The following is a 13,950-nucleotide window of genomic DNA, read 5'->3' on the forward strand; positions in this document are numbered from 1 at the left end:
CTATTGCGGTGCAGCGATACCGGACCGTCCGGGACGCGAACCTTCTTTGTTTTCAACACGTTGGAGTCAGGTCAATGCGATTGGTTCTGTTGGGACCGCCCGGTTCGGGCAAGGGGACACAGGCGACGCGCCTGAAGGACAAGCTGGGCATCGCCCATATCTCGACCGGTGACATGCTGCGTGCGGAGATCGCTGCGGGCTCGGAGCTGGGCAAGCAGGCGAAAGCGGTGATGGATGCCGGCAACCTGGTATCGGACGAGATCCTGCTGGGCATGCTTGAGTCGCGGCTGGCCCAGGCGGATGTCGCCAAGGGCTTCATCCTGGATGGCTATCCGCGCAACGTGGCGCAGGCCAATGCGCTGGACGGCCTGCTGGCCAAGATCGGTCAGCCGCTGGATGCGGTGGTGCAGCTGGATGTGGCCACCGAACTGCTGGTCGAACGCATCGCCGGCCGCGCCAAGGAGCAGGGCCGCGCCGACGACAATCCCGAATCGGTGCGCCAGCGCCTGCAGGTCTACAACGACCAGACCGCGCCGGTGGTGGATTTCTATGCAGGCCGGGGCACCCTGGCACGCGTCGATGGCGTCGGCGAGCTCGACGAGATCGAAGCCCGCATCCTGGCCGCGATCAAGGCCTGAACCAGGCGCGCGGCCGGCTGCGGTCGGCATGCAGAACACAGGCCTGGTCCTTGCGGACCAGGCCTGTGTCGTTTTCATAGGTGCCAGCGGAGGGCTTGCTCAGGGCCCCGCAGCATGAGCTCCCTTGGGGATGGCCTCTTGGGGAGTAGGACCGGTTCGGGTACTGCGGCTGGCAATCCGAATTGTGTCCGGGTTCACAGAACATCGCTATCGGGAATTCCCTGACAGGTGGCTGGAGTTTTCTCACATCGGGTGTAGGACTTGTCTGACCCCATTACGGACATTGGCCCTATACAGCCGTGATCGGTCACAATCCTCGCTCATGAGCAGCGTACATATCCTTGCAATCGCCGGCACCTTCATGGGTGGCGTGGCCGCCCTGGCGCGGGAACTGGGCCATACGGTCAGCGGCAGTGACCAGGCCATCTATCCGCCGATGTCGACCCAGCTGGAGCAGCTGGGCATCACCCTGGACCAGGGCTACCGGGTCGACAGCGTGCCGGCGGGCACCGACCAGGTGGTGATCGGCAACGCGCTCTCGCGTGGCAACCCGGCCGTGGAGGCCGTGCTCGACGCCGGCCAGCGCTACAGCTCCGGCGCGCAGTGGCTGTCCGAGCAGGTGCTGCCGGGCCGCGACACGCTGGCTGTGGCCGGCACCCACGGCAAGACCACCACCACGACCATCCTCACCTGGCTGCTGGAGAATGCCGGTCGCGCACCGGGTTTCCTGATCGGTGGCGTGGCCGAGGATTTCGGCGTTTCCGCCCGCCTCGGCCAGGGCCGTGAGTTCGTGGTGGAAGCCGATGAGTACGACACCGCCTTCTTCGACAAGCGCAGCAAGTTCGTCCACTACCGGCCGCTTGTCGCCATCCTCAACAATCTCGAATACGACCACGCCGACATCTTCCCGGACGTGGCCGCGATCCAGCGCCAGTTCCACCATCTGGTGCGCACCGTTCCCGCGCGCGGCCGCCTGATCGTCAACGGCGAGGACCTGCACCTGGCCGAACTGCTGGCAATGGGCTGCTGGACGCCGGTCGAGCGTTTCGGATTCGATCCGGCGCTGGAATGGCATGCCGAACTGCTGGCCGCCGATGGCAGCGCCTTCCGCGTGCACCATCACGGGCAAGCGCTGGGCGATGTGCAATGGTCGCTGCTGGGGCGGCACAACGTGCTCAATGGCCTGGCTGCGCTGGCCGCTGCCCATGCGGTGGGCGTGGCACCGGCCGAGGTGATCCCGGCGCTGGCGCGCTTCCGCAGCGTCAAGCGGCGCATGGAAGTGATCGGCAGCCACGACGGCATCACCGTCTACGACGACTTCGCGCACCATCCCACCGCGATCGCCACCACCCTCGAGGGCCTGCGCGCCAAGGTGGGCGATGCACGCATCGTGGTGGCGATGGAACCGCGCAGCAATTCGATGCGGCTGGGCGCACATGCACACGCGCTTGCGCCCTCGCTGGCGCTGGCCGACGAGGTGGTGTTCCTGCATCGTCCCGAGCTGGCCTGGGACGCAGCGTCGGTGATCGCAGCGGTGCGCGGCCACGCGCACGCGGTACCCGATACCGACGCATTGCTGGCACAGCTGCAGGAGCGCGTGCACCGCGGTGACCACGTGGTGTTCATGTCCAATGGTGGCTTCGACGGCGCGCCGCGCCGATTCCTTGCAGCACTGCAGGCGCGATGAGCACGGACGCGTCACTGCCCCTGTTCCCGCTGCATAGCACCCTGCTGCCTGGCGCGGCGATCGGCCTGCGCGTGTTCGAGCGCCGCTATCTGGACCTGATCCGCGACAGCGGCCGCAGTGCGGAGGGATTCGGCGTCTGCCTGATCCTTGATGGCCAGGAGGTCGGTGCGCCGGCAACGCCGGCCGCCTACGGTGTGCAGGTACGCATCGAGGACTTCGATGTCGGCGCCGACGGCGTGCTGCAGCTGCGCCTGCGCGGTACCCGCCGCTTCCATGTCGAGCGCACCCGGGTGCGCGACAACGGCCTGGTGGTGGCCGATGTGCGCTGGTGCGAAGAAGACCCGGATGACGAGCTGCGTCCACAGCATGCGCTGCTGGCCACCGTGCTGGGTCACATCATCGAGCAGGCCGGCGAAGCCTACGCTCCGGCCAACCCTGCGTTGCTGGACCAGGCAAGCTGGGTCGGTTGGCGGCTGGCCGAGCTGCTGCCGTTGAGCGAACAGCAGCGCCTGCAACTGCTGCAGATGGACGATCCGCATCAGCGCCTGCAGCAGTTGCTGGGCTGGATGCCGTAAGAATCATTCACGCAGCGCTTGGAACTGGTGCCGCCGGGCATGGCCCGGCGCTACCACACGGCATCGCGGTAGCGCCGGGCCACGCCCGGCGGCTCCTCACGGTGCGATGGTCTTCAACCGCAGTACCGGCAACCCGGTTTCGCCGTGCACATCCTCGCGTTGCGGCAGGTCCTGCACGGCGTCCTTCACCGCGTTCAAGGCTGGATCCACGCCGCGCAGCGGATGCCACATGCCGATCCACTGGAAGTGGCGCTCGTAGCGCAGGGTCTGTGCGCTGCCCAGCCACAGTGGCGTGTCGCCCGGCTGCAGCTGCACGGCGGCCGGCCACAGGCGCAGCACGTAGCGCTCGTCCGGACGCGCCCCCTGGCGCACCATCAGCAATGCTTCCACGCGCGTGTCCAGCGTTGCCGGCAAGACCGGCAGCTGCTCCGCACCGGTGTCCTTGTCCAGCATCAGCAATGCTTCCTGCCAACCGGCCTGCTCCTGCAGCGTCCAGCCACGTGCCTCCAGCTGTGCCTGCAACGGGGCCAGGGGACCGGCGACCTGCACATCGAGCGGCCAGCGCTGGTCATCGTCGAACTCGTTGCGGCGCGCCGGCAGCGCGGACCAGTCGTGCTGCCACCACGCCTGCATATCCATCGCCTGCGCGGCGGGCAGGGACGGCTCGAAACGTTCCAGCTTCACCGCGATGTTGCGCGGCGCATACCACATCGCGGCAACGGCGAAGACGCCGTAGAAAAGCCAGGCGACCGGTTTGACCCAGAACGACCGGTTGAACCGGCGGCGGTAAGCAATGCCCAGCACCAGCAGCCAGAACGTGCCGAACAGCATGCCGCCGATCACATCGCTCAGCCAGTGTGCGCCCAGATACAGGCGCGAGAAGCCGATCAGGCTGACCACGATGCCCGATACGAGGTACGGCCAGACGCGGGTGCGGCCGGGCATCTCGCGCGCGATCAGGACCGCGAAGAAGCCGAAGGTGATGGTGGCCATGGTCACAGACACCGACGGGAAGCCGAAGCCACTGCTGGCGTCGACCGGGCGGACCACATCCACGGTCGCGCCGAGCAGCAGGGTCAGGGCCAGGCCGAAGGCGAGCGCGGCCAGCCAGTGCGCCGCAGCCATCCAGCGCCGGCGCCAGATCAGGTAGCCCATCGCCGCGGCAGTGGCCGGCAGCAGTACCGGCCATGCGCCGAGCGAGGCCAGCGCCGCCATCGGGTAGTCGGCCAGCGGGTTGCGCAGCGCCAGCATGGCCTGGTGCACCAGCAGATCGACCGCAAGCGGTTCACCGTGCGCGACCACCAGGGTGAGCAGTGCGAACCAGCCCCAGCCGAGCAGCAGCAGCATCAGTGCCAGCATCGCCAACGGCACCGACTCGCGCCGCTTCGGGTCGAGCACGCCGACCGTGTAACGGCCCAGAGTCGGATGGCGGTTGGACCAGTCGAGCAGGCGCGACAGCCAATGATCCATGCGCGCGGCGGACCAGCGGTAGCCGTACAGCACGATCGCCCAGACCAGGCTGAGGATCACCGCGAGCAGGCCGACCACCACCACCAGGCGACCTGCCACGGCCGCGACCGCGTCATAGGCTTCGCCCAGGATCCAGCCTGGCGCCAGGAACAGCACGGCCCAGGAAATGCTGGCGATGCCGCTGGCCTGCATGTAGCGGCTGGCGGGCATGTTCATCATGCCGGCGATGGCGGGGACGAACGGCCGGATCGCGCCGACGTAGCGGGCCACCAGAATGCTCTTGAAGGCATTGCGGCGGAACAGGTTCTCGCCACGGTCCAGCAGTTGCGGGTAGCGACTGAACGGCCACACGCCGCGCAGGCGATCGCCCCAGCGGCGGCCGATCCAGTAGCTGATGCCGTCGCCCGCGAACGCACCCAGCGCTGCCGCAGCGACCGCGTACGGCCCGGAGATCTGGCCAAGGCCGATGAACACGCCCACGGCGAACAGCAGGGGCAGTGCGGGCACGATGGCGCCGAGAATGATGACCGCATCGCAGAACGCGATCAGAAAAATGACCGCGCCCGCCAGCACGGGATGAGCGGCAATCCACGCGAGGGTGGCGTCGATCCATGAAGAGTCCATTGCCCGATTATAAAGGCGTGAAGGTGACTGGCTCCCAGCCGCTTGCCGACCGTTTGCCACCGTCGGCATCGCCTAGAATGGCGCCATGCCGCATTCGCCAGACGTCCCACCACATGCATTGAAGGCCGACAGCTTCGGCCGCATCCTTCGTATGGAGGGCCCCGACGGGCCGTTCGTGCGCCGCGATCTGGGGGCGACGCCGTTGTGGCTGCGCCTGCCGGCGTGGTGGCTGGCGCGGCGCGAAGCACGCGCGCTGCGCCATATCCACGGCATGGCCGATGTCCCGCAGCTGATCGATTGGGATGGCCGCCACCTGGATCGCAGTTTCATGGCCGGCGATGCCATGTACCAGCGCCCGCCGCGCGGCGACCTCGCCTGGTTCCGCGCCGCGCGGCGCCTGCTGCAGCAGTTGCACCGGCGCGGCGTCGCCCACAACGACCTGGCCAAGGAGGCCAACTGGCTGGTCACCGACGATGGTCGTCCGGCGCTGATCGACTTCCAGCTGGCGGTGATCGGCAATCCGCGCTCGCGCTGGATGCGCCTGCTGGCCCGCGAGGATCTGCGCCATCTGCTCAAGCACAAACGCATGTATTGCCGCGAGTCATTGACGCCGGTGGAGAAGCGCGTGCTCAAGCGCACGTCGTGGGTACGCGAACTGTGGTTCGCCACCGGCAAGCCGGTCTACCGCTTCGTCACACGGCGCATCCTGCACTGGGAAGACAACGAAGGGCAGGGGCCGAAGCCGTGAGACGGTGGAACGTAGTGACCACGCTGCCGAGCGCGGCCAGCGTCCTGCATCCGCAGCTGGCGGGTGCGGGTTTCGTGCATGCCTGCCGCGTCGCCACCCATCGACAGGGGCGCAGTGCACTGCAGGCCTATCGCGACATGGCAGCGACGGTCCCCGCGTGGTTTGACGGGCTGATGGCGCTGCGCAACCAGGGCATGCGCCTGCTCGGGATGAAGGATCTGGGTTCGCTGCGTGCGGTGCAGGCTGCGCAGCATCCGAGTCCCGGGCAGCGGCTCGGCATTTTCACCCTGCAGTCGCTGCACGATGATGCCATCGTGCTGGAGGATGACGACCGGCACCTGCACGTGCAGCTGGCGCTGCAGTGGCAGGGTGACACGCTGGAAGTGGCGACGGTGGTGCATACGCACAACGCGTTCGGGCGCCTGTACATGCTGCCGGTGGACCCGATGCACCGGCTGATCGTGCCGCATCTGCTGCGCAGGCAGGTACGCGCGTACGGGTAGGCCGGGCCCGGCGGCACCCGGCGCCACCGGAGCGCTAGGGCGTTGCCGGCACCAGCTGCTGGCCAATGAAGTTCCGCTTGGCATCGAAGTCATAGCCGATCTGCAGCTGCCCCACATCCGGGCAGGCATGGCAGTCGCGCAGCGGCGTGCGGTACAGCAGGCGGATGCCGCCGCCTTCCAGTGGTGTGGTGCCTGCGGCCTGCGCCGGTGCGAACGGCGTCGCCTGCGGGTTGGCCTTCAGCACTGCCTGCACAGTCGGGTCGGCGCGCAGCGCATCGTCCAGCTGCACCGCATCGACATCGATGCGCTTGCCGCCTGCATCCACCAGACGCGTGCCTTGGTTGGTGTTGGCGCGGAAGGGATATTCAACCGTGGCCACGCCCAGTCCGTCATGCTCATGCCACGCGCTGACATAGGCCAGTTCGCCGCCGGTGGAAAGCTGCTCGGCGGCCGTGATTGCATCCGAGCTGGCGCCGCCGCTGCGCATCGCATCGCGCAGGCAGTCGCGCGTCGCCGCATCGCCTCCCTGACGGCAGGCGTTGAGATCGCCGTCCCACACCACCGCCTCGCTCCAGCGCATCCGGCCATCGGTCGCTGCCTTCTCCGCGCTGGGGGTGTCCGTGGCGACAGGTTCCTTGCCGGGCTCGGGCGAGCTGCCCTGGCAGGCGGTCATCAGGGCGAGTGCGAGGGCAGGCAGCAGCAGACGGGAACGGCGCATGGCGTGGACCTCGTGCGTTGACTGGATGCCCGAGTATCGTCAAGACCGGGTGAACTCCGCGTCGGCGCGGCATACTAGCCGCTCATTGCATACGCTGGAGTCTGGAACGTGGGCAGTCTGCAGGGCAAGACCCTTTTCATCACCGGTGCCTCGCGTGGCATCGGCCTGGCGATCGCGCTGCGTGCCGCGCGCGATGGTGCCAACGTGGCCATCGCGGCCAAGTCGTCGGTGCCGAACCCGAAGTTGCCGGGCACCATCCACAGCGCTGCCGATGCGGTGAATGCGGCCGGCGGCCAGGGCCTGGCGTTGAAATGCGACATCCGCGAGGAAGAGCAGGTGCAGGCGGCCGTCGCCGCTACGGTCGATACCTTCGGTGGCATCGACATCCTGGTCAACAATGCCAGCGCGATCTGGTTGCGCGGCACGCTGGAGACACCGATGAAGCGCTTCGACCTGATGCAGCAGGTCAATGCGCGTGGCAGTTTCCTGTGCGCACAGGCCTGCCTGCCGTACCTGCGGCAGGCCCCGAATCCACACATCCTCACCCTGGCGCCGCCGCCGAGCCTGGAACCGAAGTGGTGGGGTGCGCATACCGGCTACACGCTGGCGAAGATGGGCATGAGCTTCGTCACCCTCGGTCTTGCCGCCGAGTTCGGGCCGCAGGGCGTGGCGGTCAATGCGCTGTGGCCGCGCACGGTGATCGCCACCGACGCCATCAACATGATCCCCGGCGTTGACGCGGCGGGATGCCGCACGCCGCAGATCGTGGCCGATGCCGCGCATGCCGTGCTGGTACGCGAAGCCGCGGGTTTCCACGGCCAGTTCCTGATCGATGACGAGGTGCTGGCACAGGCCGGCATCACCGACCTGTCCGGCTACGCGGTGGATCCGTCGCGGCCGCTGCTGCCGGATCTGTTCCTCGACTGATCCGATGCGAGTGTCACGATCGGCCAACTGCGATAGAATTCGCGGTGTAATCGTTTTCAACAAGGATGTGCGTAGATGCTCCGTCGTACCACTGCAGCGCTGCTCGCTGCGTCGTTGTCGCTTGCCCTGGTCGCCTGTGGTGGCAAGCCGCCCTCCTCGTCCGGCACGTCCGACAAGGCCGATGCCGCGCCGGCGCAGGATGCCCAGCAGCAGCTGACCGCCAAGCTCAACGCCTATATCGGCTGCTTCAACGCGGTCGATTCCGAGGTGCATGGCAGCGCCCGCTCGTACACGGGATGGATCAAGGATCTGGAGGCCGGTCCGAGCGGACGCGAGACCCGTGTGTACGGACCGAGCGAGATCGACGACTACGACATGAAGCAGTGCGACGCACCGATCACCGAGGCGATCGCGGCCCAGCCCGCGCTGCCGGAACTCGATGCGGCGGCTGGCCGCTACCTGCAGGCGCTGAAGGCATTGGTGCCGGTCAGCCATGAGGCACACGACTACTACGAGCGCCAGGATTACGAGGACGACCAGTTCGCCAAGGGCAAGCAGCTGCACGCGCCGCTGATGGCGGCGTTCAAGGCCTTCGCCGGCGCCAGCGAAACGTTCAACGTTGAACTGGAACGCCAGAACGATGCTGCCCAGCGCGAGCACCTCAAGGCGCTGGAACAGGCCGAGGGCCGCACCCGCGAGTACTACCGGCTGGCGATGATGCTGGAAGCGAAAGCGATCATGGACCTGATGGGCGACGACGATTTCGATCCGGCGCAGGCCGATGAGCGGCTGCAGGCCTTCAATCGCATTTCCGACGAAGCACATGCCAAGGTGGCCGATCAGGAGCCGGGCAAGCTGGACTGGAACAGCTTCGAGCGCGAGGCCGAGAACTTCCGTCGCGAGGGCAAGGAGCGCCTGCAGCGGGTCAGCAGCAAGACCCCGTACAACGACTTCGAGCGGCGCATGCTGGACTCGCCGTCGATGGCCCCGCGGGGTTCGGCCGGGCGACTGCTGCATGTCTACAACGCGCTGGTGTTCCAGAGCAACCGGCAGTAGATCCGGGTGACAGTCCAGTGTGCCGACACACTGGTCAGTGCCAGCAATCAGATGCGCTGAGGCGGGAGCGGCGGCAGGCCGCTCACCGCCCCGCGCAGGTACGGGTCAGCGGTTGAAGGTTTCCGGCAGCGCGTTGCCGCAGGCCCGGCAGTGGCGCGCATCCGGTTCGTGGCCTTCCAGCCCGCAGTGCGGGCAGCCCCGGGCATCGCGGCGTGCCGCCAGCTCGGCCTCGTGCATGGTACTGGCCAGTTCGGCGGTGTAGATGCCGGTGGGCACGGCGATGATGCTGTAGCCGATCAGGATCAGCACGGACGTGACGAAGCGGCCGAGCACGGTCTGCGGCACGATGTCGCCGAAGCCGACCGTGGCCATGGTCACCACCGCCCAGTACATGCTGGCAGGAATGTTGCTGAAGCCGTTCTCCGGTCCTTCGATCACGTACATCAGCGCGCCGGCGATGATGGTGATGGTGATCACCGTGAACAGGAACACCAGGATCTTCCGCCGGCTGCGCCACAGCGACTGCATCAGCACGCCGCTTTCCTCGATGTAGCGGGTCAGCTTGAGGATGCGGAACACACGCAGGATGCGCAGTGCACGCACCACCAGCAGGCTCTGCGCGCCGGGGATGAACATCGACAGGTACGCGGGCAGGATCGAGAGCAGGTCGATGATGCCCCACACGCTCACGGCATAGCGCAGCGGGCGCTTGACCACCGCCAGCCGCAGCAGGTACTCGGCGGTGAAGATGAGGGTGAAGCCCCACTCGAGCACGTACAGGCCGGTGGACCACTCGGCGTGCAGGTGCTGCACGCTGTCGATCATCACCACCAGGATGCTGGCGATGATGGTCACCACCAGCAGCAGGTCGAAATTGCGCGAGGGCCGGGTATCGTGCCGGTAGATGATGTCGAACCACTGGCGGCGCCAGCCGGATTCGGTGGCGGGGTTCAGCTGGGGGGCGGAGAACGGTCGCATGGGCGCATTGTGCCGCAGGGGTTCCGGCGCGAGAATGGGCATTCCTGAATCCTGCCGACTGCCATGACCGCCGCGACCGACCCGCTGATCTCCCTTTCGCACTACTACCTGCCGGTCTACAAGCCTCGCCAGGTGGTGCTGGAGCGTGGCCAGGGCGCCCGCGTGTGGGACAGCCAGGGCCGTGAGTTCATCGATCTGGCGGCCGGTATCGCCGTGTGCGGCCTGGGCCACAACGACCCGGATCTGGTGGCGGCACTGGTCGAGCAGGCCGGCAAGCTCTGGCACACCAGCAATGTGTTCTACAGCGCACCGCCGCTGCACCTGGCGGAAGAGCTGGTGAAGGCCAGCCGCTTCGCCGAGCGCGTGTTCCTGTGCAATTCCGGCGCCGAAGCCAATGAAGTGGCGATCAAGATGGTGCGCAAGTGGGCCTCCAGCCAGGGGCGGCCGGCTGACAAGCGGGTGATCATCACGTTCCGCGGCAGCTTCCACGGCCGCACCCTGGGCGCGGTGACCGCCACCGCCCAGCCGAAGTACCAGGAAGGCTATGAGCCGCTGCCCGGTGGCTTCCGCTACATCGACTTCAACGATGAGGTGCAGCTGGAAACGGCGATGGCCGCGGGCGACGTGGCGGCGGTGATGCTGGAGCCGGTGCAGGGCGAAGGTGGCGTGATGCCGGCCAAGTCCGGTTTCCTCAAGCGCGTGCGCGAGCTGTGCGACCAGCACGGCGCGCTGCTGGTGCTGGATGAGATCCAGGCGGGCATGGGCCGTACCGGCACGCTGTTCGCGCACTGGCAGGATGACGTGGTGCCGGACATGGTCACCCTGGCCAAGGCGCTGGGAGGCGGCTTCCCGATCGGCGCGATGCTGGCCGGCCCGAAGGTCGCCGAGACCATGCAGTTCGGTGCGCACGGCACCACCTTCGGTGGCAATCCGCTGGCTGCTGCCGTCGCCCGCGTTGCGCTGCGCAAACTGTCCTCGCCTGAGATCGCCGCCAATGTCAGCCGCCAGTCGAAGGCGCTGCGCGATGGTTTCGCCCGCATCAGCGAGGATTTCGGCGTGTTCAGTGGCGTACGCGGTCGCGGCCTGATGCTGGGCGCGGTCCTGGCCAAGGACTTCGCCGGGCAGGCCGGTGCCATCCTCGATCACGCGGCCGAACACGGCCTGCTGACCTTGCAGGCCGGTCCGGACGTGCTGCGTTTCGTGCCGTCGTTGAACATCACCGACGAAGAAGTGGCCGAAGGCCTGAAGCGCCTGCGTGCCGCTGTTGCGGCGTTCGTCGCCGCACGCTGAAGCCTTGGCGCTGACCCCGTTGCCGCGGAATCGCTGTAGAGCCGAGCCCATGCTCGGCTCATCTCCACGTCAGGCAACAGCAGCCGAGCATGGGCTCGGCTCTACAGCGGTCACGTGATCCGGTAGCGCTTCAACACCTTGCCCAGCCCACGGCCATCGTGCACCGTTTCCGCGTGCAGCCCAGCGGCGCGTGCGCCGCGCACGTTGGCGAACAGGTCATCGACGAACAGCGTGTGCGCAGGCGCCGCATCAAGCATCTCCAGCGTGCGCAGGAACACCTCCGGCGCCGGTTTGCGCAGGCCGAAATCGGCGCTGCAGAACACGCGACCCAGCAGGGCAGGGAACAGCTCCGGCAGCAGGGAAGGCAACGCCTGCTTCATCAGCGCGCCATTGTTGGTCAGCACCGCCATCGGCAGCTGCAGGGCCCGCAGCCGTTGCAGGACTGCGCGCTGCGGATGGCTCGCGGCTTGCCGCGCTGCCGTCCAGGTGTCCACGTCGATGGTCCTGTGCAGAAGCTCTCCCAATCGCGCCAGATAGGCAGGGCCGCCCAGCAAGCCATTGTCATGCGCGGCTTCCAGCCCGCTGTCGTACAACGCGGCCTGCACGGCCTGCGTCGGAACCCCCAGCGCCTTCGCCAGATGCAGCACGCGTTGCGCGCGCTGGTAATGCACCAGCACGCCGTCTACATCCAGCAGCAACAGGTCGATCCGCATCGGCCGAGCATGCCATTGCGGCAAGTGTGCGGGAAACCCTGGAGTGGGCATGCGACAGACGGTCGCAGACGCGGCCACAGGGGGCTGCCTAGAATGGCGCTTGAATCCGCAGGAGAGGCAACGATGAAGGCTTGGATGGTGGCAGTGGGACTGGGCGCGCTGATGCTGGCGCCGTCGGCGATGGCGCGGGTGTGTGCGGTAAGCATCGACAGCACCGACCAGATGAGCTTCAGCAGCCGCGAGATCAAGGTCGCCGCCGACTGCACCGCCGTGGATCTGACCCTGCGCCACACCGGCAAGTTGGCCGCCACTGCCATGGGCCACAACTGGGTGCTGACCCGCAGTGCCGATTACCAGCCGGTGGCGATGGCGGGCATGCGCATGACCCTGGCCGACAGCTACCTGCCGAAGGCCGACAAGCGCGTGTTGGCGCACACCAAGGTGATCGGCGGCGGCGAGACCACGCGCGTGCGCTTCTCTACCCAGGGCCTGCAGAAGGGCGGTGACTACACCTTCTTCTGCTCGTTCCCCGGCCACTTCGCGATGATGAAGGGCACGTTCGTCTTTGGTTGACGCCGTTTGCAGCGTCGCACCATGCTTGACTGCTCTTTTCCGCGCTGCGTACGATGAGCCGGGCATGGCTCGGCTCTACACGTTGCAGTAGATCCACGCCAGGCGTGGATACGGTGCAAGGCAGTGCCAACCAAGGTTGGCACCTGCCATGGGCAGGGCTCAGCCCTTGGCGGCCTTGAACGCCACGCGTGCAGCGGCCAGCGTCGCTTCGATCACCGCATCGTCGTGCGCACTGGACAGGAAGCCGGCCTCGTACGCCGACGGCGCCAGGAACACGCCCTGGTCCAGCATGGCGTGGAAGAAGCGGTTGAACGCCGGAATGTCACAGGCGGTGGCCTGCGCATAGGTCTCCACCTTCTCGCTGGTGAAGAACAGCCCGAACATCGCGCCGACCCGGGTCGTGGTCACGGCCACTCCGGCGTCTGCGGCCGCAGCTTCCAGGCCCTCGCACAGGCGTGCGGTGCGCTCGGCCAGGTCGGCGTGGAAGCCGGGCTGCTGGACCAGTTCCAGCATTGCCAGGCCGGCCGCCATCGCCACTGGATTGCCGCTGAGCGTGCCGGCCTGGTAGATCGGGCCGGCGGGGGCGATCTGCTGCATCAGGTCGCGGCGACCGCCATAGGCGCCCACCGGCATGCCGCCGCCGATGATCTTGCCGAAGGTGGTCAGGTCCGGCGTGATCCCGTAATGCGCCTGCGCGCCGCCGAGCGCCACGCGGAAGCCGGTCATCACTTCATCGAAGATCAGCAGTGCGCCGTGTTGCGTGCACAGCTCGCGCAGGTGCTGCAGGTAGCCGTCGCGTGGCGGGATGCAGTTGGCGTTGCCCACCACCGGTTCGATGATCAGGCCGGCGATCTCGCTGCCCTGTGCCTCGAACAGCGCGGTGGCGGCTTCGAAGTCGTTGTAGGGCAGGGTCAGGGTGAGTTCGCTCAGGCCTGCTGGAACGCCCGGCGAGGTGGGCACGCCAAGGGTCAGCATGCCGCTGCCGGCCTTCACCAGGAACGAGTCGCCATGGCCGTGGTAACACCCTTCGAACTTGACGATGCGGTTGCGACCGGTGGCACCGCGGGCCAGGCGGATCGCCGACAGGGTCGCTTCGGTGCCGGAGTTGACCATCCGCACCATCTCGCAGGACGGCACCAGGCGGGTGATGGTCTCGGCCATGGTCACTTCGGCGGCGCACGGCGCACCGAACGAGAGGCCCTGTTCGACGGCCTTCTTCACCGCCTGGCGTACGGCCGGATGATTGTGGCCGACGATCATCGGACCCCAGGAACCGACATAGTCGATGTAGCGGTTGCCGTCCACGTCGTACAGGTAGGCGCCATCGGCGCGCTCGACGAAGAAGGGCTCGCCGCCGACCGACTTGAACGCGCGGACCGGCGAATTGACGCCGCCCGGCAGCAAGTGCTGGGCACGGGAGAACAGGGCGTGGGACTGGTCGTGGTTCATC

14 protein-coding genes are annotated in these 13,950 nt (G+C 67.4%); 9 read left to right on the top strand and 5 right to left on the bottom strand.

Annotated features, from left to right (window positions below; translation table 11 throughout):
- Window positions 1–74: 74 nt before the first annotated feature.
- From ABE543_RS05805 to ABE543_RS05815, 3 genes are all read left to right on the top strand, one after another.
- The gene (locus ABE543_RS05805; RefSeq protein WP_053519211.1) at window positions 75–638 is read left to right on the top strand and encodes an adenylate kinase; all 564 of its coding nucleotides are present in this window, start codon (window positions 75–77) and stop codon (window positions 636–638) included.
- Between the two features lie 322 nt (window positions 639–960).
- The gene (gene mpl, locus ABE543_RS05810) at window positions 961–2,325 is read left to right on the top strand and encodes a UDP-N-acetylmuramate:L-alanyl-gamma-D-glutamyl-meso-diaminopimelate ligase (protein ID WP_346475422.1); all 1,365 of its coding nucleotides are present in this window, start codon (window positions 961–963) and stop codon (window positions 2,323–2,325) included.
- Complete coding sequence (locus tag ABE543_RS05815; RefSeq protein WP_053519216.1) at window positions 2,322–2,900, top strand: LON peptidase substrate-binding domain-containing protein; 579 nt, start codon at window positions 2,322–2,324, stop codon at window positions 2,898–2,900. The genes mpl and ABE543_RS05815 overlap by 4 nt, the downstream gene beginning before the upstream one ends.
- Window positions 2,901–2,996: 96 nt before the next feature.
- Here the strand turns inward: ABE543_RS05815 and ABE543_RS05820 are convergent, their stop codons facing one another.
- Window positions 2,997–4,994 (bottom strand): bifunctional DedA family/phosphatase PAP2 family protein, encoded by a 1,998-nt coding sequence (locus ABE543_RS05820; protein ID WP_065175086.1) that lies wholly within the window; start codon window positions 4,992–4,994, stop codon window positions 2,997–2,999.
- 85 nt (window positions 4,995–5,079) lie between these two features.
- Here ABE543_RS05820 and ABE543_RS05825 point away from each other — a divergent pair, with 85 nt between their 5' ends.
- Window positions 5,080–5,742, top strand: coding sequence for a serine/threonine-protein kinase (locus tag ABE543_RS05825; RefSeq protein ID WP_111186793.1), 663 nt, complete (start codon window positions 5,080–5,082; stop codon window positions 5,740–5,742).
- Window positions 5,739–6,245, top strand: coding sequence for a DUF2867 domain-containing protein (locus tag ABE543_RS05830; RefSeq protein ID WP_053519843.1), 507 nt, complete (start codon window positions 5,739–5,741; stop codon window positions 6,243–6,245). Before ABE543_RS05825 ends, ABE543_RS05830 begins: the two co-directional genes overlap by 4 nt.
- 34 nt (window positions 6,246–6,279) lie before the next feature.
- Here ABE543_RS05830 and ABE543_RS05835 read toward each other — a convergent pair whose 3' ends face one another.
- Window positions 6,280–6,963: a hypothetical protein gene (locus ABE543_RS05835; protein ID WP_197572596.1), complete on the bottom strand. Its 684-nt coding sequence runs from the start codon at window positions 6,961–6,963 to the stop codon at window positions 6,280–6,282.
- A 108-nt stretch (window positions 6,964–7,071) separates the two neighbouring features.
- On the opposite strand from ABE543_RS05835, the gene ABE543_RS05840 reads away from it, so the two are divergent.
- Both ABE543_RS05840 and ABE543_RS05845 read left to right on the top strand, forming a co-directional pair.
- Window positions 7,072–7,890, top strand: a complete 819-nt coding sequence (locus tag ABE543_RS05840) for an NAD(P)-dependent oxidoreductase (protein ID WP_346475423.1) — start codon at window positions 7,072–7,074, stop codon at window positions 7,888–7,890.
- Between the two features lie 75 nt (window positions 7,891–7,965).
- Window positions 7,966–8,946, top strand: a complete 981-nt coding sequence (locus ABE543_RS05845; RefSeq protein ID WP_346475424.1) for a YiiG family protein — start codon at window positions 7,966–7,968, stop codon at window positions 8,944–8,946.
- A 105-nt stretch (window positions 8,947–9,051) separates the two neighbouring features.
- Here ABE543_RS05845 and ABE543_RS05850 read toward each other — a convergent pair whose 3' ends face one another.
- Window positions 9,052–9,924 carry an ion transporter gene (locus ABE543_RS05850; RefSeq protein ID WP_346475445.1) on the bottom strand — a complete coding sequence of 291 codons (873 nt, stop codon included), beginning with the start codon at window positions 9,922–9,924 and terminating at the stop codon, window positions 9,052–9,054.
- A gap of 63 nt (window positions 9,925–9,987) precedes the next feature.
- Here ABE543_RS05850 and ABE543_RS05855 point away from each other — a divergent pair, with 63 nt between their 5' ends.
- Complete coding sequence (locus tag ABE543_RS05855; RefSeq protein ID WP_346475425.1) at window positions 9,988–11,214, top strand: acetylornithine transaminase; 1,227 nt, start codon at window positions 9,988–9,990, stop codon at window positions 11,212–11,214.
- Window positions 11,215–11,324: 110 nt separating this feature from the next.
- Here the strand turns inward: ABE543_RS05855 and ABE543_RS05860 are convergent, their stop codons facing one another.
- Window positions 11,325–11,927: an HAD-IA family hydrolase gene (locus ABE543_RS05860; protein ID WP_065181694.1), complete on the bottom strand. Its 603-nt coding sequence runs from the start codon at window positions 11,925–11,927 to the stop codon at window positions 11,325–11,327.
- A gap of 123 nt (window positions 11,928–12,050) precedes the next feature.
- Here ABE543_RS05860 and azu point away from each other — a divergent pair, with 123 nt between their 5' ends.
- On the top strand, window positions 12,051–12,500 hold the full coding sequence (gene azu / locus ABE543_RS05865; protein WP_050509801.1) for an azurin: 450 nt from the start codon (window positions 12,051–12,053) through the stop codon (window positions 12,498–12,500).
- Between the two features lie 159 nt (window positions 12,501–12,659).
- Here azu and hemL read toward each other — a convergent pair whose 3' ends face one another.
- Window positions 12,660–13,949, bottom strand: a complete 1,290-nt coding sequence (gene hemL, locus ABE543_RS05870; protein WP_065175080.1) for a glutamate-1-semialdehyde 2,1-aminomutase — start codon at window positions 13,947–13,949, stop codon at window positions 12,660–12,662.
- Window position 13,950 lies beyond the last annotated feature (1 nt).

Source organism: Stenotrophomonas sp. TWI169 (assembly GCF_039674705.1).
Taxonomy (GTDB): Bacteria; Pseudomonadota; Gammaproteobacteria; order Xanthomonadales; family Xanthomonadaceae; genus Stenotrophomonas; species Stenotrophomonas maltophilia_P.

Excerpts from the sequence above, each read along its gene's own strand:
- ABE543_RS05855 (WP_346475425.1), top strand. The coding sequence starts at position 9,988 with ATGACCGCCGCGACCGACCCGCTGATCTCCCTTTCGCACTACTACCTG.
- mpl (WP_346475422.1), top strand. The coding sequence starts at position 961 with ATGAGCAGCGTACATATCCTTGCAATCGCCGGCACCTTCATGGGTGGC.
- ABE543_RS05835 (WP_197572596.1), bottom strand. The coding sequence starts at position 6,963 with ATGCGCCGTTCCCGTCTGCTGCTGCCTGCCCTCGCACTCGCCCTGATG.
- ABE543_RS05815 (WP_053519216.1), top strand. The coding sequence starts at position 2,322 with ATGAGCACGGACGCGTCACTGCCCCTGTTCCCGCTGCATAGCACCCTG.
- ABE543_RS05845 (WP_346475424.1), top strand. The coding sequence starts at position 7,966 with ATGCTCCGTCGTACCACTGCAGCGCTGCTCGCTGCGTCGTTGTCGCTT.
- ABE543_RS05825 (WP_111186793.1), top strand. The coding sequence starts at position 5,080 with ATGCCGCATTCGCCAGACGTCCCACCACATGCATTGAAGGCCGACAGC.
- ABE543_RS05805 (WP_053519211.1), top strand. The coding sequence starts at position 75 with ATGCGATTGGTTCTGTTGGGACCGCCCGGTTCGGGCAAGGGGACACAG.
- ABE543_RS05860 (WP_065181694.1), bottom strand. The coding sequence starts at position 11,927 with ATGCGGATCGACCTGTTGCTGCTGGATGTAGACGGCGTGCTGGTGCAT.
- hemL (WP_065175080.1), bottom strand. The coding sequence starts at position 13,949 with ATGAACCACGACCAGTCCCACGCCCTGTTCTCCCGTGCCCAGCACTTG.
- ABE543_RS05850 (WP_346475445.1), bottom strand. The coding sequence starts at position 9,924 with ATGCGACCGTTCTCCGCCCCCCAGCTGAACCCCGCCACCGAATCCGGC.
- ABE543_RS05820 (WP_065175086.1), bottom strand. The coding sequence starts at position 4,994 with ATGGACTCTTCATGGATCGACGCCACCCTCGCGTGGATTGCCGCTCAT.
- azu (WP_050509801.1), top strand. The coding sequence starts at position 12,051 with ATGAAGGCTTGGATGGTGGCAGTGGGACTGGGCGCGCTGATGCTGGCG.